Source organism: bacterium SCSIO 12643 (assembly GCA_024398135.1).
GTDB lineage: Bacteria > Bacteroidota > Bacteroidia > Flavobacteriales_G > Salibacteraceae > CAJXZP01.
Genome location: CP073750.1, coordinates 1282240 through 1303267 on the forward strand (window position 1 = coordinate 1282240; position 21028 = coordinate 1303267).

Consider the following 21028-nt stretch of genomic DNA (forward strand, 5'->3'; position numbering starts at 1 on the left):
TTTATTTAATTGAATATCTAAAGCCAATATACACCATTCTTCCTGATACTGGTCCCCAAATCATAGACGCATCAAAATGATCTCCAAAAGGGTTTTCACTATCGATAATGGGATTATCTTGTCTATAATTCAATAAGTTTTCTGCGCCCAGGTATGCCTCAAACAACCTGAACTTTCTTGTAATCTGACCATTAACAACAAAAAACGCTTCCGACTCTGTCTTTCGAACTGCATTTTCAGGGTTACCCTCTGTAGACGGCACGCGACTCAATCCTGTCCAGAGTGTGGTAATATCAAACTTCCATTTATCAAATCGCGAACGATATCCCAGATTTAATAAAACTCTATCTTTTGGTGTAAATGGTTTTCTTTTCAATCCAGATGCATAATCTGTCATGACATCCAGGAACTTATAAGCCGTTCTAAATTCCCAGCTTTTATACTCTATACTTCCTTCTATCTGAAATGCATGCGAATATGATTTTCCGTCTAAATTATAAAACGAAACAAAGTCCTTATTCTCTACATCAACCACTACTTGATTTTCAAAATCAGTATAATAATAGTCTCCATTAACCGATACTTCAACATCCGAGATAGTCCACTTATGGGAGTAACTCACTCCATAATTCCATGCTCTTTCCGGATTTAAAGCTTCTACAAAATTTACCTTCCGAGAACTCACCAAATAAGATGAATTTTCGATTAGCACATTTGTAGTTCTAAAACCCTTCCCAGCTGATAATCGAAATGCTGATCTGGATGTTAAATTGTACTTCATGTGAAATCTTGGAGATACAAATCCACCAAACTGATTATGGTGATCTCCCCGAATACCCGCAACAACCGATAATTTATCACCAACATACGCATACTCCAAAAACACCCCTGGAACAACTTCCAAATTGGTAAATGAAGAATCGTTAAAATGATGTCTATAGTTATCGTAATTCAGACTCAACCCTGTTTTGATACTGTTTTTCTCATCAATAATCTCATCCGCATATGTAAGATTTACATAAAAGTTTCTTTGATCTGCATCATATCTCGTTAATCCATATGTAGATTTAAGCTCATGATATTTAAACTTTGAAATGATTGCAACACTATTATCATTATTCAATAAATATCCTCCTTTAGCGAAAGCATATAACTGATTGGTCTTGATGTTTACCTGATACGGATTCTCCAAAGCCTTCTTTTGTCCAGAGTTCACATCATTCAATACTCCCCTTACCCCAAATTGCGATCTAAACGTTTTGCCAAAATATTTCCATCGATTCATTACAATCAATGTGTTTTTTAAAGGAATATCTAAAAATTGATCATTATTACGATCTATTTCAAAACCCTGATTTCCTCCATGAATCATCAACATCGTACTCCATTTGTTATTGAGTTTTTTAGACAGATGCGTATTTAACTCAAATCGGCCCATTTCATTGGCATACACATTCACAAACAACTTTTCGGCCACATCAGGTTTTAACAATTCCACATTGATTTGTCCTGCAATAGATTCATATCCATTCACCACTGAGCCTGCACCTTTTTTGATTTGGATAGAATTCACCCAGGTACCTGGAATATAGTCTAACCCATTTGACGCGGATAGCCCTCTTACCAACGGTAAATTCTCAAATTGAATCTGGGTATATATCCCATCCAACCCCAACATTTTAATCTTTCGAGACCCCGAAACCGCATCGGTTACATTCACATCTACAGATGCATTGGTTGTAAAACTTTCTGAAACACTACAGCAGGCAGCCTTTTTTAATTCTTCTGCGCTTAAAGTTTCTACTTTGTCTGTAGAAATCGTCCCTACGGAAGTCGCACTTTTACGCTCTGCTACTTCGAATTCCTTTAAATCCAGATTACTTTTTAACGTTATAGTAATCTTTTTCATATTTTCCCAAACCTTGATCGTATCGGTTTTAAATCCCACACTGGAAATCACCAATAATCCAGGGTATTTCTGCGGCACATCAATTTTAAACTTTCCAGATTCATCTGTACTCACTCCAGTCTGTGTATACGCCCACAAGACGTTCACAAAAGCCAATGGCGCATTGCTTTCATCAGTAACAACTCCACTGATTTTTTGTGCATTCAAATCAGACACACTTAGCCATAAAAAACCCATAATCAAGCCCAAGCACTTAAGCACCGGGTTCAAATTAACTTTGAGATTTTTTATTTTCATGGATTCGGTTTTGCGGCTAAAATAAGTTTCGAAACTGATAGCTACCAATTTTAATTAAATTTTAACCTTTATGTCACAAATTACTCATAAAATGAGTTCAGATTCTCATTCAAAAGTCCAACCAACAAAGATCAAAACCCCTCTTTCCTTCTTATTTCCAGTTCTTTTCAATCCTCTTTATTTACTAGAAGTTATCCTTCTATTTCAAATTCTTATTCTTTAATAACTCAAAGTGTTTTTTTTCACTTGTTACCTACCTAAAAATAGGTATTTTTGCGCTTAATTAGAATCATTCTAAATAAACCGTTATGATAGAAGTAACAAACGCAGCACGTGACGAAGCATTACGGCTATTGAAACAAAGTGATCTGGGAAATGACGCCTTTATCCGAGTAGGAGTCAAAGGCGGTGGATGTTCTGGATTGATGTATGATTTAGATTTTGATAACAAAATCACAGAAGAGGATAAAAAAATGGAGGATAATGGGGTTACAGTTGTCGTTGACAAAAAGAGTTTCTTGTACCTCATTGGAACGAAGCTGGATTTTTCGGGTGGATTAAACGGAAAAGGTTTTCAATTTATCAATCCGAACGCTTCTCGTACCTGTGGGTGCGGTGAAAGCTTCGCTGTTTAAAAATAAAAAGCACATATAATGGGCTATAACGAAACAGATTTAGAAAAGGATTTAGAAGGGCAAGAATATAAATATGGTTTTGTTTCCAACTTTGAGACAGATCGTATTGAAAAAGGATTAAATGAAGACATTATTCGTTTAATCTCCAGTAAACGTGATGAACCAGAATGGTTATTGGAATTTCGATTAAAAGCCTATCGCCATTGGTTGACCATGGAAGAGCCTGATTGGGCACATGTAGAATACGAAAAGCCTAAATTTCAAGATATCAGTTATTATTCTGCGCCAAAGCCTAAAAAACAGGTAAATAGTTTAGATGAAATCGATCCTGAGCTAAAAAGCATGTATGATCGTTTAGGCATTTCGGTTGAAGAGCAAAAAAGAATGAACGGAATCGCTATTGATGTAGTGGTAGATTCTGTATCTGTTGCAACAACCTTCAAAGAAACTTTGGCAGAAAAAGGGATTATTTTCATGTCTTTTTCAGAGGCGGTAAAAGAACATCCTGAATTGGTAAGAGAATATTTAGGAAGCGTGGTTCCATCTTCAGATAATTATTATGCAGCTCTAAATTCTGCGGTATTTACGGATGGATCTTTCTGTTACATTCCAAAAGGCACCAGATGTCCAATGGAATTATCTACTTACTTCAGAATTAACGAAGCCGGCACTGGTCAATTTGAACGTACATTGATCGTAGCTGATGAAGGCTCATATGTAAGTTATTTAGAAGGTTGTACTGCTCCAACACGTGATGAAAACCAGTTGCATGCTGCAGTGGTTGAAATCATGGTGAAAAAAGAAGCTGAGGTTAAATATTCTACTGTTCAGAACTGGTATCCTGGAGACAAGGAAGGAAAAGGCGGAGTATATAACTTCGTTACCAAACGTGCGATGTGTGCTGGATATAAATCGAAAGTATCCTGGACACAGGTTGAAACAGGTTCAGCTGTCACGTGGAAATATCCTTCATGTATTCTAAAAGGAGACTATTCCGAGGGAGAATTTTACAGTGTTGCGGTTACCAACAACCACCAAATGGCCGATACAGGTTCGAAAATGATTCATTTAGGTAAGAACTCCAAAAGTGTCATTATTTCGAAAGGTATTTCTGCTGGCGTTTCAGAAAACAGCTACCGTGGATTGGTTCAAATTCACAAGAATGCAACAAAATCTAGAAACTTCTCTCAGTGTGATTCCTTGCTTTTGGGAGATCAATGTGGGGCGCATACTTTCCCATACATTGAGGTGAAGAATAAAAACTCACAAGTGGAACATGAAGCGACCACCTCAAAAATTGGAGAAGATCAAATATTCTATTGCCAGCAAAGAGGTATCAGTGAAGAAAAAGCAATTAGCTTAATCGTAAATGGTTATGCACGTGAAGTATTAAACCAGTTACCAATGGAATTTGCTGCAGAAGCGCAAAAATTATTAGAAATTACATTAGAAGGATCAGTAGGGTAAATTTAGTCTGATGACATTATTCAAATTCGTCATCGATTACAAAGAAAAAAACAATGAGTACACCAATTATATCAATTAAGAATCTACATGCTGAAGTAGAAGGTCATAAAATCTTAAAAGGTTTTAATCTGGAAATTAACGCAAGTGAAATCCATGCGATCATGGGACCAAATGGAACTGGAAAAAGTACTTTGGCCTCTGTATTGGCAGGAAGAGATGATTATGAAATTACCGAAGGAGAGGTTCTTTTCAATGGAAAAGATCTTTTGGATTTGGAGCCAGATGAGCGTGCTGCAGAAGGTTTATTCTTAGCATTCCAATATCCGGTTGAGATCCCTGGAGTGAGTAACACCAACTTCATGAAAGCAGCGGTAAATAACATCCGTGAGTATCATGGAAAAGAACCTTTAAAAGCCAAAGATTTCTTAAAACTCATGAAAGAGAAACAAGAATTGGTTGAGCTTAAAGGACGTTTAGCGAACCGTTCTGTAAATGAAGGTTTCTCAGGTGGTGAGAAAAAACGAAATGAAATTTTCCAAATGGCTATGTTGGATCCTCAATTAGCTATTCTGGATGAAACCGACTCAGGATTGGATATTGACGCTTTAAAAGTGGTTTCTAACGGAGTAAATCAATTACGTAATGAAGAAAATGCTTTTATGGTAATAACTCACTATCAAAGACTTTTGGATCATATTGTTCCGGACTTTGTTCATGTAATGTATGATGGGAAAATTGTAAAAACCGGGCCAAAAGAATTAGCATTAGAATTAGAAGCTAAAGGTTACGACTGGTTAAAAGAAACTACGGTTTAATTCTTCAAATTAGATAATTATGAGTGCCATAGCACCAATAAAAAATAAGGAGTTTGTAGATAGTATCGTAAATACCGATCATATCGTATCCGGTTTTGATCATCTTAGATCAGAGGGTTTACGTCAACTGGAAACAACTCCATTTCCGACATTGCGAAGTGAAGTGTGGAAATACACCAAAGTTTCCGGACTTTTAAAAAAGAGTTTTATTTCTTCTCCGTCCGATCTCAAAGCAATTCCAGATTACATCAAATCCGCAATTGATGGGAACCCACATATTGTATTTGTGAATGGATTTTTTAATGCAGATTTAAGTCAACTTCCTGAAGAGCAAATCCACATCGCAACCTTAAGTTCAGGAAATGTAAATAGCCAGGACATTTCTTCCCTTCCTACCAATTGGGAAGGTGAAAATGAAGCTTTCACGCACTTAAACGCTGCGTCTTTTACAGACGGTGTATCTATTACAATAGAAAAAAACATAAAACTAGATACTCCATTATTTGTTATTCATCTTACGAGAGGTGAAAACGTATCGGTTTCAAAAAGAAACTTTATTCGGGTAAAAAATGGAGCTGAATTGTCGGTCATCAATATGTTTGATGGAGATTCAGAAACTTCCTTTTCTAACCATTTTAATAGCATTTCTGTAGAAGCAAATGCATATTTGAATTGGTATGATTATCACCAGGATGGAAACTTATCAAATCAGGTAAACACTACCATTGCTGATCAACAAGGTGATAGCCATTTGAATATCGGTTCTTATATCTTTGGAGGAAAACTTTTACGTAAAAACTTCTACGTAAATATCCTCGGGGAAAATGCGGATACTACTGTTAATGGCGCGTATATCTTAAACGAAAAACAAGTTGCGGATCATCGTATCATCCTGGACCACAAAGCTGCACATTGCACCTCAAATCAGATGTTCAAGGGAGTTATGGGAGATCAATCTACTGGTATTTTCAATGGAAAAATCTACGTAAGAAAAGACTCTCAAATCATTAATGCTTTCCAAAACAACCGCAACATTTTGTTAAGCGATGATGCTAACGCATATTCCCGACCACAATTGGAAATTTATGCGGATGATGTAAAATGTTCGCATGGATCTACCATTGGTCAATTAGATGAAGAAGCGCTCTTCTACTTAATGGCCAGAGGAATTCGCAGGACTGAAGCTGAAAAATTACTTGTATCTGCATTTACTGCGGATGCACTCGAAAATATTTCTTTTGAACCTTTCAAGGAGATTGTTCTCAACGCTATTGCTGAAAAAAGCGCAAAACTTTAATCATGGAAAAAGTATTGGACATCTCTAAAATACGTGAAGAGTTTCCCATTTTACAGGAGAAAGTAAATGGGAAACCTTTAGTATACTTTGACAATGCGGCATCTTCTCAAAAACCAATTTCGGTAATTGAAACTATTTCAAATTACTATTTGAAAGAACATGCCAATATTCATAGAGGGGTTCATACGTTAAGCCAAAAAGCTACTTCCAAATACGAAGCGGTTCGGGAAAACCTTGCCGATTATATCGGTGCGGAATCAAAAGAGATCATCTTCACCAGAGGAACTACAGAAGCCATTAATTTATTTGCATCGACCTACGGAGCTGAAAATCTCATGCCGGGTGATGAAATCATTATTTCTACACTAGAGCATCATTCTAATATGGTACCCTGGCATATGTGGTGCAAAAAAACAGGAGCAATTCTAAAAATTATTCCAATCAATGATGCCGGTGAGTTAGATTTAGAAGCCTATACTGAGCTACTCAATGAGAAGACTAAAATAGTTTCTGTAGCACATGTCTCCAATACACTCGGTACTGTAAATGATGTGAAGTTTATTATTCAAAAAGCGCATGAATTTGGCGCAGTTGTTTTATTGGATGGTGCACAAGCTTTGCCACATATTGAAGTAAATGTTAACGATCTGGATTGTGATTTTTATGCTTCTTCTGCACACAAAATGTATGGACCAACAGGAATTGGTTTTTTATATGGTAAAGCTGAGCTTTTAGAAAAAATGCCACCTTATCATGGTGGTGGAGAAATGATCAAATCCGTTAGTTTATTAGAGAGTACTTATGCTGATTTACCTTTCAAATTTGAGGCTGGAACTCCAAATATTGCTGATACCATTGGTTTTGGAGCAGCCATAGACTTCTTAAAAAAATACGGAGCTCATAATATCGCAGCACATGAAAAAATGCTCCACGATTACGCAACTGAAGAGTTAAGCAAAATTGAAGGGATTCGTTTTATCGGAACCTCAAAACACAAAGCTGGAGTAATTTCATTTTTAATTGGAGATATCCATCCATATGATCTGGGTGTGATTTTAGACCAACTAGGTATTGCAGTACGTACGGGACATCATTGTACCGAACCATTAATGCAACACTTTAATATTCCTGGAACCGTTCGAGCTTCATTTGCAATCTATAATACCAAAGAAGAAGTCGATCAATTTATTGCAGGTGTAAAACGTGCACAAAGAATGTTATCTTAAATAGATACGAAATGACGATTAAAGAAAAACAAGATCAGATCATAGAAGAGTTCGCCATGTTCGATGAGTGGATGGATAAATATGAGAATATTATCGATTACGGAAAAGAACTTGAAGGGTTAAATGATTCTGATAAGACTGATGAAAATATCGTACGCGGTTGTCAAAGTAATGTTTGGCTAACTGCAACCGAAAAAGATGGAAAATTAATTTTTAATGCAGATTCAGATGCCATTATTACAAAAGGGATCATTGGGTTATTGTTAGAGATATTTTCCGGACATACCCCTCAGGAAATTGCAACAACCGAACTATACGCGATTGATGAAATAGGGTTGAAAGAGCATCTTTCTCCAAATAGAGCCAATGGACTCACATCAATGGTGAACAAAATTAAAATGACGGCTTTGGCTTATAGAGCGAAGCAAAACGGATGAGGCTATGAAAATGAATAAAAAATTATTAGGAAATGAAATTATTCGGGTCTTAAAAACTATTTATGATCCGGAAATTCCTGTCGATGTATACGAACTGGGATTGATCTATGATGTTCAAATTAAAGATGATTATTCTGTATTCATCCTAATGACATTAACAACTCCAAACTGTCCGGTAGCAGAATCTCTTCCACAAGAAGTAGAAGATAAAGTTGCAGGAATTCATGATGTAACAAAAGCATCGGTGGATATTACATTTGAACCGCCATGGACCAAAGACATGTTAAGTGAAGAAGCTATGCTTGAACTGGGAATGCTATAAAATTGAAACAGCCGAAATAAATATTTCGGCTGTTTTTTTATGGATAATATTGTTTGATCCTGATCCTTGTATTGTGTGTTCGAATGGGTAACCATTCTTTCAACTTCTTCATTCTGGCATTCTTTGTTGAGGTCCCTATCTTTCGGGACCAATTAATAAACAATGTTGGAATCGTATCTAATTTCTCTCCACTATTTTCAATTACATCGCCAAACGCCAATGTATTCACACCAGAGTACATAGAACGAATTTCATCCGAAATCTGTTGATAATCTATCATCATAGAATCTCGTTTATGAATCTGATTATTTAATTCATTAATCACAGAATCTTTCATACTTAGATTCATCCTATTCTCCAACATCATCGCATTAAAAGCCGATTGATTTTCTTCATTTTGACTAGAGGAACTTTGTTCTAACTCTTTAATCTTGTCTGATAGTAATTCATCATGAATATCTTGAATAATGTGCAACTCCGTATTCTCCAGATTATATTCCTGCAACTTGGCCACCCAGGACTGAATTGTAGAATCACCAACCGTTTGTCCTCCCATTAAAATCTCAATTTTTGAATCTCGATTCGGATTAAAATTAAAATTCTCAGCAATTACAAAGCTATTGCTATGTTGGATTTCCTCCTTTACAAATCTATTTGCAGCAGATTCGAATAAAGATTTACGAGTCGCATTGATAAAAAAGAAAATACTTGGAACTATTAATACAATCATCGATACCGTGATAATGATCTTTGCTTTCTTCTCTTTTCTCTTATTAACGAAAGTATGAATAGGGAATCCTATCACACGCACAAAAACGGTTGTAGAAATACTGATAATTACAGAATTCAGCATAAACAGGTACATCGCACCCAATGCAAATTCCATTTGAAATGTGGCCAGTCCATAACCTACTGTGCATAATGGTGGCATCAGAGCAGTTGCAATAGCCACCCCTGGAATTACGGTTAGCCCCTGAGTCTTTTTTGTTCCAGCAATAGCACCAGCCAATCCACCAAATGTAGCTACCAATACATCTAGTATTGTTGGAGCCGTTCGTGCTAAGATTTCTGTATCCGCCTTATCTATTGGAGTCAATAAAAAATACAACCAGGATGTAATTAAACTTACGGTAACCATGATGACAAAATTCATGAATGACCGTTTCAGTAAGTCAAATCTATTGGTCCCCAATGAAAAACCAACTCCAACAATGGGTCCCATTAATGGAGAAATTAACATGGCTCCGATAATGATCGCTGTAGAATTAGAATTTAACCCAATCGAAGCAATAAATATTGAGATGATCAATACCCAAACGTTAAAGCCCTGAAACTTGATTCCTTCCGCAATTCTCCTTGGAGACTCTTCATAATCAATCTCACTCTTTACACTGACCAGTGAAACCAAAAACTCTTTCAACGAGCTATATAAACCCGTCACCTTTTCTTTTACTTCGTGTTTTGCATCCTCTAACTTCTCTTGTTCCTGATTCTGGTTATCTTCAGCGGGATTCATTGGCGTAATTTTTCGGAAAGTTAGTAAATATAATTTTTTCCAAAATTCAAATCAGTATTACTTATTCGCTTATTTCTAAACATGCGGGTATAACATGTATTTTTGTTGTTCAATCAGATCGAACATATGTCAGAAATCATCAACAGAGTAGAAAAAAGTGGTCTTATTCAAATTGATTTGGCAGACTATTATACCCATGGAAAAAGAACCATACTAGATATCAAACCATGGCTATTTGAAGAACTCATACTTAAAGAGAAGGATTTCAGAGATTATGTTAAAAATCATGATTGGAATCAATATCAGGACCATTTCGTTTCTGTGATCTGTAGTGTGGATGTCATTGTTCCTTCATGGGCATATCTTTTAATTGCGATAGAATTAGAATCTATTGCTAAAAAAGTGGTCTTTGGAAATACGGAAACTATGGAAACCATATTGTTTGAGGAATATTTCAATCAATTTGATTTTGTTCAATATCAAGACAAAATGCTAATTGTTAAAGGTTGTGGACATCTTCCTATTCCACAACAGGCTTATATGCACTTTATAATCAAAGCAAAACCCTTTGCAAAGTCTATTATGTTTGGAGAACCTTGTTCTGCTGTACCTTTGTACAAACGGTCAAAGAAATAAAACATAAACAAGTTACAACTCCTATCAGGTTTTATTAGATTTGCTCACCCAATACTCAACAAAATGGATCAAAAAATTCTAATCACTGGAGGTGCAGGTTTTATCGGTAGTCATGTTGTCAGACTATTTGTTCAGAATTACCCCAATTATCATATCTATAATCTGGATAAACTTACTTATGCGGGGAACCTGGAAAACATCAGAGATATAGAAGATGCTTCTAACTATACCTTCATTAAAGGGGATATCGTTGATGCTAGTTTTATTCAATCCATTTTTGAAGAGCACCAGTTTGATGCAGTAATTCATTTGGCTGCAGAAAGTCATGTAGATCGTTCCATTTCAAATCCAATTGAATTTGTGATGACCAATGTGGTAGGTACGGTTAACCTTCTGAATGCTGCTAAGCATATTTGGAACAATAACTTTGAAAACAAATTATTCTATCACGTTTCTACCGATGAAGTATATGGTTCACTTGGCGAAACAGGGATGTTTTTAGAAACTACAGCTTACGATCCTCATAGCCCATACTCAGCTTCTAAAGCAAGCTCAGATCATTTTGTGAGAGCCTATCATGATACTTATGGAATGCCAACGGTTATTTCCAACTGTTCTAATAATTACGGTCCAAATCAATTTCCCGAAAAACTGATTCCGTTATTCATTAATAACATTAGAAACAACAAACCTTTACCAGTATACGGTAAAGGTGAAAATGTCAGAGACTGGTTATTTGTGATTGATCATGCCCGTGCTATTGATGTCATATTCCATAAAGGAGTTGATGGAGAGACTTATAATATTGGAGGGGAAAACGAATGGACCAATATTGAGCTGATCAAAGTAATTTGTAAAGCCATGGATAAAAGGCTAGGCCGAGAAACAGGCACTTCAGAAAAGCTGATCACTTTTGTGAAAGATCGTGCAGGTCATGATTTAAGATATGCGATTGACTCCTCTAAACTGATGTCCGAATTAGGTTGGGAACCATCATTACAATTTGAAGAAGGAATCGAGAAAACCATAAACTGGTATATGGACCATCAGGAATGGATGGATAATATCACATCAGGTGATTACCAGAAATATTATGATGAAATGTATCTAAATAGATAATTTTTCGCCACAAATCACTTTCATCTTAACTCCATGTAAATCAAAAACATCTGCTCAGACAGTGATTTTACCAGCATTCTATTGTGATTTTTTTAACAAAAAAAGAACCTTTTCTCCAACCCTATATCCAATCAGAGTTGTCTACTTTATTAGGATGACACTCCGATAATTCCGCTCTTAATTCATCTAAGGGTCATCCCAAATCTTGAGCAATATTCTGCTACGTCCATTTTCCGTAGCACAAATTCTAAAATGTAATATCTAGATGATAGGGGATAAACGAATTGTCGTGGTTATGCCTGCGTACAATGCTAAAAACACTTTACAGAAAACTTTTAATGAAATTCCATTTGACATTGTGGATGATGTTATTCTCGTAGACGATTGTAGTACAGACAATACTGCGATTGTGGCGAGAAAAATTGGTATTCATCACATTATTAGACATCAACAAAATCGTGGTTATGGAGGAAATCAAAAAACATGTTACCAAAAAGCGATTGAGCTTGGTGCCGATATCGTAATCATGCTCCATCCGGATTACCAGTATACACCTAAACTTATTCAATCCATGGCCTTTGTTATTGCCAACGATCTGTATCCAGTTGTATTAGGGTCTAGAATTCTGGGTAAAGGTGCTTTAAAAGGAAATATGCCTATGATCAAATATGTGGCGAATCGATTTCTAACACTCTTCCAAAACATAATGTTGAATCAAAAACTCTCTGAATATCATACCGGATATCGTGCTTTCTCTACCCAGATATTTAAAGATATTGATATCGAAAAAAACTCTGATGACTTCATTTTCGACAATCAAATGCTATGTCAAATTTTTATGTCTAACCACGAAATCGGAGAGATTACATGCCCTACTAAATACTTTGACGAAGCTTCTTCAATTAGTCTTAAACGGAGCGCTATCTACGGTATGGGAGTTATTAAGACGTCCATCCAATATCGATTACATAGATGGGGACTGGTTGAATCACCAATATTCATGAATTAATATAAAACCTATGGGGCAGTTAAAATCATCAAACATACTCGATACATTTGTATACCCACTGATTATTTCAGTTGTATTCCTATTCATCTATGCTTTCATATTTGATATGAAATTAGATACGAATGGAGATAATTACAATTACCTCAACTATGCAACTTCAATACTAGATGGGCATGGTTACTCTTCACCTTATAATTCCAACTATTCCCCAACCAACTGGTATCCTCCAGGATACTCTTCACTTTTAGCGATTACTATGGTTTTCTTTGGTGAAAATATTCCATTACTTAAAGTTCTTAATGGGGTACTTTACTTAGTGGGCTTAATTCTGTTTTATATCATTATCAAAAAAAGTACAAATGACTCTATTTTAGCTTTTTCAATCACTCTATTACTCACATTTAATCCTGGGTTGCTACGATTTTCAACGATTTTAATGTCCGAAATCCCATTTCTATTCTTTACGATGTTCACTGTTTATCTTGTAATCCATTTTGATGAAAACAACTTGCAATGGAGATCCCCATACTTTCTAGGGATAATTATCAGTGCAATCACGACATATTATTTCCGTACAGCTGGAATTTCATTACTTGTAAGTATTTGCATTCACTGGGCAATTCAGAAAAAATGGAAACAAATAGGTCTATATATTACTGGGTTATTTATTCTTTACCTTCCCTGGATTATTCGCAATTCTATTCATGGCATTAAAGGACGTTATATGGGGTCCATTATGGCCGTAAATCCATGGAGACCTGAAGAAGGTAACATCGGTTCAATTTCTGAATTTGTATCCAAAATGAAAACCAACCTTTTTGATACTGTTCTTAAAGGTTTTCCTGAAACATTATTCAACTTCTATCCCTTTAAAGATTTATCTACAGAAAGTATGATTGTAATTGGAGGGCTCACGCTTCTCATCATCTTATTTGGAATTTGGAAACTTCAAAAAATCAATTATCTCCTTTTATTTCTGATTTTAGGTAACATCGGAATTTTTATGATTTGGCATGGAGGCAATGGTATTAGATATGTTTGGACCATTACTCCATTTTTAGCTTTGGGCTTCTTTAACGGACTCATTCAACCTCTTAAACTTCTATTCACATTTAAAAATCAAAAAGTCTATTCCTATTTCTCTCTCTTGATTTTATTATTATTTATCCCTTACAAGCCACAACTTCAGGCTTATCATCAAAACGCACAGAAAAAGGGAAGTCCTGCATATCAAAACTATTTTAAAATCGCCAAAGAAATCAAACATATGGAAGGTCAGGATGTTACGGTTACTTCCAGAAAACCAGGAATGTTTCATTTCTATTCTGATGTATTTGTAAACAATTACAAATACACTTTAGACATTGAAGAACAGATTGACTTTCTAAAGAAATCGGGCACCGATTATGTGGTTTTAGAACAGTTAGGTTATTCCAGTACTAACAGATATTTATATCCAGCAGTTCAGCGCTATCCTAATAAATTCAAAATAATCAAACACATTAAGAATCCCGACACCTATCTACTTAAATTCTCTCCTGACCTTGGGTACACCGGTGAATGGGAAAATAATGAACGCTCAGGATATGGTACTTTTGTTTGGGAAAACGGGATGACATTTGCAGGGAATTGGAAAAACAATGTGCGTAATGGTAAAGGGACTTTATACTTTTCTGATGGTCGTCAACTGGAAGGTTCCTGGGAAAATGATAAATTACATGGGCCAGCCATTATAAAATCTAAAGAAGGAACTATCATAGAAAGATGTGAATACCAACACAATAAGAAAATTAAAATCTATTAAAAACAACTTTTTTGATTTTTTTTAGTCTTTTACCAACCAATCACCTCTTTCATATTGTCTATGGTATTAGGAGCATATTTAATATCATTTTATAAACACTTATTATGAAAAAAATTAACAAATTAATTCTTGCGATCTTTGCGCTACTATCGGTGCAAATGGTTCAAGCCCAGTGTGACGCTTCGTTCACACATACAGGAACTGACCCTACGTTTAGTTTCTCGCCTAACACGACCCCTTCAATCAGTTCTGCTGCCTGGTGGAATTTTGGTGATGGGAATATTAGCTATACCATCAGTCCTTCACATACCTATGCTGCAAATGGAAGTTATATGGTTACATTTAATGTAATCGATTCTGCTTCAAACTGTAGTGATATCGATACCCTTTGGATCAATGTAACCAACGCAGCACCCGTTACTTGTAGTGCGGCATTTACTATTTCTGGAACATCTCCAACTTTCACGTTCAACCCAACAGGTACTCCAACTGCTCCAGCAGGATATTATTCTTATGTATGGGATTTTGGTGATGGAAACGTGAGCTACGCAAATAATCCAACGCATACATACACCGCAAATGGAACATACAATGTAACTTGTATTTTCTATGATAGTATTTGGTGTGCTGATACTGTAACCAATATAGTAACGGTGACTGGTATCTCAACACCTTCATGTGATGCTTCATTCACTGTAATTGATTCTAACGGAACTTTTATTTTCATTCCTAGCGCACCATTCCCAGGAGCAGTTTACTCATGGATTTTAAGTGATGGTAGTGTATATGGAGTACAAAACCCGGTTGTTAATTTAACTACTCCTGGCAATTACGTAATGTGTTTAACTATTTCCGATCCTTCATCAGGTTGTTCAGATACTTTCTGTGACACAGTAGTAGTTAATCCAGCAGTTTGTGATGCTTCATTTACAGTATCAAATATGGACCCTTCTTATACATTTACTCCGAACACGGTGCCTTCAGTTTCTAGTGGTTACTTCTGGGATTTTGGTGATGGAAATACTTCTACTCTATTAAATCCAACACACACTTATGCTGCAAATGGAACTTACAACGTTACATTTACTGTAATTGATACCTTAAACTGGTGTGGTGATTCTTCGGTTACATCAATAACTGTAACCAACATTGTTCCTACTCCAACTGTGGGACAAATCACAGGTATTGTTGCAATGGGATTACAAGGTGCTGATGCTGGGGTAGTATTCTTAATTACATATGATTCCGCTGCAGGAACTTTAACAATGGTCGATACTACTCAAATCGATTCTTTCGGAATGTATGCATTCTATAACGTACCTTACGGAACATATTTAGTTAAAGCTGCCCTTAGTCCAGCTTCTATTAACTATACAAATTTCCTACCTACATATTATGCTACCTCAGTATGGGGAGGAGAATTACTATGGAACAATGCTACTGATGTAGTTCTTAACACCCCTTACCTAAACAACGTAAACTTCAATCTGGTACCAGGTTCAAACCCTGGAGGACCAGGATTTGTTGGTGGTTTAGTAAGTCAAGGGGCAAACAAAACCGGAGATCCAATGTCTGATATCCAGATCATGATTTTAGATCAGAACGGTGATGCAGTAGCGTACGAGTACAGTGATAACACCGGATCATTTAATATTCCTGATTTACCTTACGGTACTTACACCGTTTATCCTGAAGTTCATGGTCGTGTAACTACTTCTGTTGATGTGGTTTTATCTGCAGCTCATCCAGGAACAAATCAAATTAGAATTGAAGTAAACAGTACAACTGTTGAAGCTTCTATTGCTACTGGAATTAATGATTTACCACAATTTGCTAATATCAGATTATTCCCAAATCCGGTAAAAGAAATTCTTAACGTGGATTTAGGTTCTGAATTAAGTGGAAAAACTACGCTTCAAATATTAGATTTAACTGGTAAAGTTATTTCGACTACTAACGTTTCTTCAACTGGTGTAATGACAGTTAATACTTCTGAGTTAAACACAGGAGTTTATATCTTATCTGTTGAAAATAACGGTAATAAAGCAATATATAAGTTTGTAAAATAATATCTAAATATCTCAAAATTAATCTCGGTGTGGGCAAATTCCCGCACCGGGATATTTTACTTTATGGCGGTTGATCAAAGACTTATTCAACAGTGCATTAAAGGTAAGGAAAAGGCTTATTATGAACTATATAAGCTTTGTTTTTCAGACCTAATGGCTGTCTGTGTAAGATATTTCCGCAATAAAGAAGAAGCTGCACCAGTATTAAACAAGGCTTTTTTAAGAATTACGCAGAATTTAGATAAGTATAAATCTGACGTTCCCTGGGATCGTTGGATTAAACGAATAATGATTAATACGATCATTAATGAATATAAAAGTCAAAAAAGAAATAAAGATTTTTTCGTTCCAACTAGCTTTGAAAGCGGATCTTTAGAATTTGATAATTATTCATTAAATGAAATCAAAGAACGCATTGATCTCGAACACATAAAATCTTTTATTCATGAGTTGCCCGCAACTCAGAAAGAAGTTTTTAACCTTTATGCGATAGATGGTTATACGCATAAAGAAATAGCTGAAATGTTGGAGATTCCTTTGGGGACCTCAAAATGGTTACTTGCCGAGGCAAGAAAAAGACTTAAAACTATGGTAACAAAGTCTTTAAATATTAATACTGCAATCGCGATATGAATAACGGTGATCACAATATAGATAAGTTATTTAAAGATGCTTTTGAAAGTGAAGAGCATGACTTTAATGCAGCTTACTGGCAAGATGCTCAGCAAATGCTGAACACTGGTAAATCCACGCCTATTTTTACAAAACCATATATGGTGGTTAGTGCCTTATCTATTGTTATTTCATCTATTCTATTTTTTGCAGACTCAACACCTCAACAATTTATTCAAACTAAAAACCCCATTGCTGAAAATCAAACTATCAATTCAACTGAAAAACAGCGTATTTCCAATACAACATCTTCAAACACTGATTATTCTAAAAATATTCAAATAGGCACAGAACAAAATCAAACTCTTGATTCCAAAGCTTTAACTAATGAAGAATCAAAAACTAATTCCACACCTTCTTTAATAAAAAACGAACAAGAAGCTAATTCTAAATTAGAATCCCACCTTGTAAATAACACTACGGAAATCGCCATATCTGAGCGTCCACGCAAAATAACAGCTCAGAATACTAAAACTGAATCAAAAGTTGCTAAAGGAGAACTGACTAAATCGAATATATCAACTTCTAATATTGCTCAAACCGCTATTGTTTCTTCCAGTATCGGAACAAATAATGCGACTAACCAAAACCAATTAACGCTTCGCAAAACAAGCAATCATACAGTTATGTCAAATGATACGGAACAGAATGTATCTCAAGAACATACTGTGAATCAACCTCATCAAGACTTACAGTACAAAAAGACCATTCTCAATCATGACTTTAAAGAACAAGCTTTAGGTTTTATGAATACAAAGTCGCTGGTTTTATCGAAACAGGATAATTCATTAGCTATTCCTTCTTCCGACTTCGAACCCTTAAAGTCAATTCATCTACCACTTACATTAAGATTAAGTGTGGGTAATTACTGGAGCGAGTCATTTAATACCGCATCTAGCAACGTTCAAACTTATGGACAAAATAGAAATATCGAATTTAGCGCAGAATATCTCTTCAGACCTAATTGGGGAATTCAGGTAGGTATTTCCTATAACAACATGGTGGAAGAACAAGCACACCGAGGTTTAGGTGTGATCAACAACTCATATTGGAACGAAGTGGATAATTCCTATTGGAAATATCAAGAACAACAAATAACGATAAATGATAGTACCTGGTGGTTAGGTGGCTGGTGGCACTATGCTCCGTATCAGGATACAGTTATAGACTCCACCTACATATCAAAACATGATCAGGTCTATGTTACTAAATACGATACAACTGCTAAAAACTTTAAATCCGAGCAAAAAATCAAACTTATTGAAGTTCCAGTATTGATCTCTTACAATTTCAATATTGAAAGATGGACTTTCCAATTGGCATCAGGTATGTCATTTGGGTTCTATTCAAACTCTTCCGGACAAATTATTCGTCCAGGAGATCCGGTGCGATTGGAAAATTCGAGTTCTTCATTGTTTCATAATATCCAATACAACTACCTGCTTCAAACTGAACTAGGATATAATATTACAGATCAGTGGCAACTTACGGCAAGACCTCAGATGAAAATGAACCTGAACAGCATTTATAAAAACGAATCTGGTTTCCGACATCGTTATCTATTTTATGGTGTCAATGTTGGTGTTGCATACAGATTCTAGGCTCCCACAGCCGAGTATGGTAATCAGAGTGAGAAAAAGTCCCTTGGAAGATTATGACAAACGCTCGCTTTGATTACTTAACTCCCCTCCTTTTGTTTTAAAAACGTATTCTTCTTAGCCATGAAAAACATGTATTTTTACATCTAGGTTTGGCTTAATCATTGTTGTAGATAATATATGTTAAAAAAGGTTTTCATATTACTTCTTTTCATTGGATCATTTTCTCCTATCTATACTCAAGCATATTTATCCGAATTAAAGACAAACGATGATTTTGAAACGTTAAGCGGCTTACCATTATCCAATAAGTATGGTCAACTTTCAGCTATAAAAGTGGTTGTCGACTTAAAAACTGATAAGATTTATTATTTAAATGCCTCAGATTATAAATTTCATCATGAATTTTGCGAGCAGGTTTTAAGAAATAATGTGACCCTTTCCTATTTCAATGAAGTGAATTATGAAAACTCTTCTCAACGCCAATACTTGCTTGGGAACCTCAACCTTATCGAGACTTCGGGCAAGTATTTTTTAGAACTTTCGCCAACGGATTTGATGTCTGAAAAACTCATCTATCAATTCTTCAATAAGGTTCAAAATTCATTTTATAATTCAAAAAAATTACTGTTTCTGATCAACAGTAACAGATTAAACGAAATCTCGGATTCACTAGCATTACAAATTCCCATTTTACACGCTTCGGAGATTTATCAGGATCTCGATTACCAGGCCATTGGCAAAGGTGAATCAGACGGATATTTAAAAATCATTGATGATTTGGAGACATGTGTAAATCAGTTACAACCCACTGATATTATTGTCATCAATCAAACACCTCTGTTTTTGCCTCAGGTTGCTGGCGTAATTGTTACCAAGTTTCAGACTCCTTTAAGTCACTTGAGTATTCTGGGGCAAAATAGAGATATTCCGATCATGGCCTACACAAATGCTTTTAGGGATCATCATCTACAACGATTAAACAACAGCCCTGTTCATCTTAAAGTGGAAAGTGATACTTTTTATCTTCGACAAATTGAAGAAGTGATTCCCAAAACCTCAGCCTCCAAAAAAATCAAATTAAAATATGATCTGGACGTAGACTCTTTAATCAGCATTAAAGATCTCAAAAGAAAATCTTCAAAATATGTGGGTAACAAAGCACAAAACTTTAGAGAACTCTATAAACTTTCTTTAAAGAACAATTTCAAAGTTCCAGAATCTGCTTTTGCAATCCCATTCTTTTACTACCATCAGCATCTGATAGAAAATAAGATCGACACACGAATTGAACACTTCTTAACCCATTATAAAAGTTTAGAACCGGATTCCATTCAATTCTATCTTAAACAGATCAGAAGAGAGATCAAAAACACTCCTGTTAATGATCAACTTTTAAAAGATACGGAAAACATGATTTTAGCATTAGGTACATACAAGCGAATGAGATTTCGATCTTCTACCAATGCCGAAGATGCTAAAGGTTTTTCAGGAGCCGGACTTTATTCTTCTAAAACGGGAATTCTATATGACGACCAAAAAACGATTGATCGGGCCATTAAAAAGGTATGGGCAAGTTTATGGAATTATGAAGCCTTTATGGAACGTGAGTTTTTTTCAGTCGATCATCGACAAGCGTATATGGGAATTCTGGTTCATCGTTCCTTTCCTTCAGAAGTTGTAAATGGCGTTGCCATTACTAAAAATCTATATCGATATGGTTATTTAGGGTTTACGGTAAATGCACAACTGGGAAATGAGAATGTCGTTCAACCTTCTCCTGGTGTGATTTGTGATCAGTTCATCTGCTATCCAAATACGCTTCACAACATGTATGATGAACATCATACGATTGAAATCATCACTACTTCAAGTTTAAATAATGGTGAGCTGGTCATGACTCCAGAAGAAATTTACAATTTGGCGTATCAGCTGCACGTCATCAAAAAACACTTCTTTTATACGCCATATTCCGGTGGTGAATACGCCCTTTTTGCAATGGATGTAGAATTTAAAATAGATGGTGAAAACCGTACTTTATACATCAAACAAGCCCGTCCGTTTAATGATTAGAAAAAGTTGATATTGTATATCTTGACACTTTTTCGTTTAACAAAACGCATATTCTATTTAACTATAAATTCATTTATAAACTTTGACCGAATAGTTACATGCTTTCGTTTTCAGGATGTTCTAATTT

General features: G+C 35.6%; 17 protein-coding genes. 15 read left to right on the forward strand and 2 right to left on the reverse strand.

Annotation, left to right across the window (positions count from 1 at the left end; translation table 11 throughout):
- Position 1: 1 nt before the first annotated feature.
- Positions 2 to 2206, reverse strand: a complete 2205-nt coding sequence (locus tag KFE94_05615) for a TonB-dependent receptor (protein UTW67588.1) — start codon at positions 2204 to 2206, stop codon at positions 2 to 4.
- A 308-nt stretch (positions 2207 to 2514) separates the two neighbouring features.
- On the opposite strand from KFE94_05615, the gene KFE94_05620 reads away from it, so the two are divergent.
- From KFE94_05620 to KFE94_05650, 7 genes are all read left to right on the forward strand, one after another.
- Entirely contained in the window at positions 2515 to 2841 is a 327-nt protein-coding gene (locus KFE94_05620; protein ID UTW67589.1) for an iron-sulfur cluster assembly accessory protein, read from the forward strand.
- A gap of 18 nt (positions 2842 to 2859) precedes the next feature.
- Complete coding sequence (sufB, locus tag KFE94_05625) at positions 2860 to 4308, forward strand: Fe-S cluster assembly protein SufB (protein ID UTW67590.1); 1449 nt, start codon at positions 2860 to 2862, stop codon at positions 4306 to 4308.
- Positions 4309 to 4373: 65 nt separating this feature from the next.
- On the forward strand, positions 4374 to 5123 hold the full coding sequence (gene sufC, locus KFE94_05630; protein UTW68220.1) for a Fe-S cluster assembly ATPase SufC: 750 nt from the start codon (positions 4374 to 4376) through the stop codon (positions 5121 to 5123).
- A 19-nt stretch (positions 5124 to 5142) separates the two neighbouring features.
- Positions 5143 to 6420 carry a Fe-S cluster assembly protein SufD gene (gene sufD / locus KFE94_05635; protein UTW67591.1) on the forward strand — a complete coding sequence of 426 codons (1278 nt, stop codon included), beginning with the start codon at positions 5143 to 5145 and terminating at the stop codon, positions 6418 to 6420.
- Between the two features lie 14 nt (positions 6421 to 6434).
- Complete coding sequence (locus tag KFE94_05640) at positions 6435 to 7646, forward strand: cysteine desulfurase (GenBank protein UTW68221.1); 1212 nt, start codon at positions 6435 to 6437, stop codon at positions 7644 to 7646.
- A gap of 11 nt (positions 7647 to 7657) precedes the next feature.
- Positions 7658 to 8083 (forward strand): SufE family protein, encoded by a 426-nt coding sequence (locus tag KFE94_05645; GenBank protein UTW67592.1) that lies wholly within the window; start codon positions 7658 to 7660, stop codon positions 8081 to 8083.
- Positions 8084 to 8087: 4 nt separating this feature from the next.
- Entirely contained in the window at positions 8088 to 8405 is a 318-nt protein-coding gene (locus tag KFE94_05650) for a DUF59 domain-containing protein (GenBank protein ID UTW67593.1), read from the forward strand.
- Positions 8406 to 8442: 37 nt separating this feature from the next.
- Here KFE94_05650 and KFE94_05655 read toward each other — a convergent pair whose 3' ends face one another.
- A complete protein-coding gene (locus KFE94_05655; protein UTW67594.1) occupies positions 8443 to 9921 on the reverse strand; it encodes a DUF389 domain-containing protein in 1479 nt (492 codons plus the stop codon).
- Between the two features lie 126 nt (positions 9922 to 10047).
- On the opposite strand from KFE94_05655, the gene KFE94_05660 reads away from it, so the two are divergent.
- The 8 genes from KFE94_05660 to KFE94_05695 all read left to right on the forward strand — a co-directional run bounded on the left by KFE94_05660 (position 10048) and on the right by KFE94_05695 (position 20901).
- Positions 10048 to 10557, forward strand: coding sequence for a DUF2480 family protein (locus KFE94_05660; protein ID UTW67595.1), 510 nt, complete (start codon positions 10048 to 10050; stop codon positions 10555 to 10557).
- Between the two features lie 63 nt (positions 10558 to 10620).
- On the forward strand, positions 10621 to 11676 hold the full coding sequence (rfbB, locus tag KFE94_05665) for a dTDP-glucose 4,6-dehydratase (GenBank protein ID UTW67596.1): 1056 nt from the start codon (positions 10621 to 10623) through the stop codon (positions 11674 to 11676).
- A gap of 265 nt (positions 11677 to 11941) precedes the next feature.
- Positions 11942 to 12685: a glycosyltransferase family 2 protein gene (locus KFE94_05670; protein ID UTW67597.1), complete on the forward strand. Its 744-nt coding sequence runs from the start codon at positions 11942 to 11944 to the stop codon at positions 12683 to 12685.
- A gap of 10 nt (positions 12686 to 12695) precedes the next feature.
- On the forward strand, positions 12696 to 14489 hold the full coding sequence (locus KFE94_05675) for a phospholipid carrier-dependent glycosyltransferase (protein UTW67598.1): 1794 nt from the start codon (positions 12696 to 12698) through the stop codon (positions 14487 to 14489).
- A gap of 104 nt (positions 14490 to 14593) precedes the next feature.
- Positions 14594 to 16558, forward strand: coding sequence for a PKD domain-containing protein (locus KFE94_05680; protein ID UTW67599.1), 1965 nt, complete (start codon positions 14594 to 14596; stop codon positions 16556 to 16558).
- Positions 16559 to 16621: 63 nt separating this feature from the next.
- Positions 16622 to 17191 carry an RNA polymerase sigma factor gene (locus KFE94_05685; protein UTW67600.1) on the forward strand — a complete coding sequence of 190 codons (570 nt, stop codon included), beginning with the start codon at positions 16622 to 16624 and terminating at the stop codon, positions 17189 to 17191.
- Positions 17188 to 18831: a hypothetical protein gene (locus KFE94_05690; GenBank protein ID UTW67601.1), complete on the forward strand. Its 1644-nt coding sequence runs from the start codon at positions 17188 to 17190 to the stop codon at positions 18829 to 18831. The genes KFE94_05685 and KFE94_05690 overlap by 4 nt, the downstream gene beginning before the upstream one ends.
- 177 nt (positions 18832 to 19008) lie before the next feature.
- The gene (locus KFE94_05695; GenBank protein UTW67602.1) at positions 19009 to 20901 is read left to right on the forward strand and encodes a hypothetical protein; all 1893 of its coding nucleotides are present in this window, start codon (positions 19009 to 19011) and stop codon (positions 20899 to 20901) included.
- Positions 20902 to 21028: the final 127 nt, after the last annotated feature.

What these genes read in the sequence shown, in the direction of transcription:
- KFE94_05675 (UTW67598.1), top strand. Translation starts at nt 12,696, where the DNA reads ATGGGGCAGTTAAAATCATCAAACATACTCGATACATTTGTATACCCA.
- KFE94_05620 (UTW67589.1), top strand. Translation starts at nt 2,515, where the DNA reads ATGATAGAAGTAACAAACGCAGCACGTGACGAAGCATTACGGCTATTG.
- KFE94_05690 (UTW67601.1), top strand. Translation starts at nt 17,188, where the DNA reads ATGAATAACGGTGATCACAATATAGATAAGTTATTTAAAGATGCTTTT.
- KFE94_05695 (UTW67602.1), top strand. Translation starts at nt 19,009, where the DNA reads ATGTTAAAAAAGGTTTTCATATTACTTCTTTTCATTGGATCATTTTCT.
- KFE94_05615 (UTW67588.1), bottom strand. Translation starts at nt 2,206, where the DNA reads ATGAAAATAAAAAATCTCAAAGTTAATTTGAACCCGGTGCTTAAGTGC.
- KFE94_05645 (UTW67592.1), top strand. Translation starts at nt 7,658, where the DNA reads ATGACGATTAAAGAAAAACAAGATCAGATCATAGAAGAGTTCGCCATG.
- KFE94_05650 (UTW67593.1), top strand. Translation starts at nt 8,088, where the DNA reads ATGAAAATGAATAAAAAATTATTAGGAAATGAAATTATTCGGGTCTTA.
- KFE94_05655 (UTW67594.1), bottom strand. Translation starts at nt 9,921, where the DNA reads ATGAATCCCGCTGAAGATAACCAGAATCAGGAACAAGAGAAGTTAGAG.
- KFE94_05680 (UTW67599.1), top strand. Translation starts at nt 14,594, where the DNA reads ATGAAAAAAATTAACAAATTAATTCTTGCGATCTTTGCGCTACTATCG.
- sufD (UTW67591.1), top strand. Translation starts at nt 5,143, where the DNA reads ATGAGTGCCATAGCACCAATAAAAAATAAGGAGTTTGTAGATAGTATC.
- rfbB (UTW67596.1), top strand. Translation starts at nt 10,621, where the DNA reads ATGGATCAAAAAATTCTAATCACTGGAGGTGCAGGTTTTATCGGTAGT.
- KFE94_05685 (UTW67600.1), top strand. Translation starts at nt 16,622, where the DNA reads ATGGCGGTTGATCAAAGACTTATTCAACAGTGCATTAAAGGTAAGGAA.
- sufB (UTW67590.1), top strand. Translation starts at nt 2,860, where the DNA reads ATGGGCTATAACGAAACAGATTTAGAAAAGGATTTAGAAGGGCAAGAA.
- KFE94_05670 (UTW67597.1), top strand. Translation starts at nt 11,942, where the DNA reads ATGATAGGGGATAAACGAATTGTCGTGGTTATGCCTGCGTACAATGCT.
- KFE94_05660 (UTW67595.1), top strand. Translation starts at nt 10,048, where the DNA reads ATGTCAGAAATCATCAACAGAGTAGAAAAAAGTGGTCTTATTCAAATT.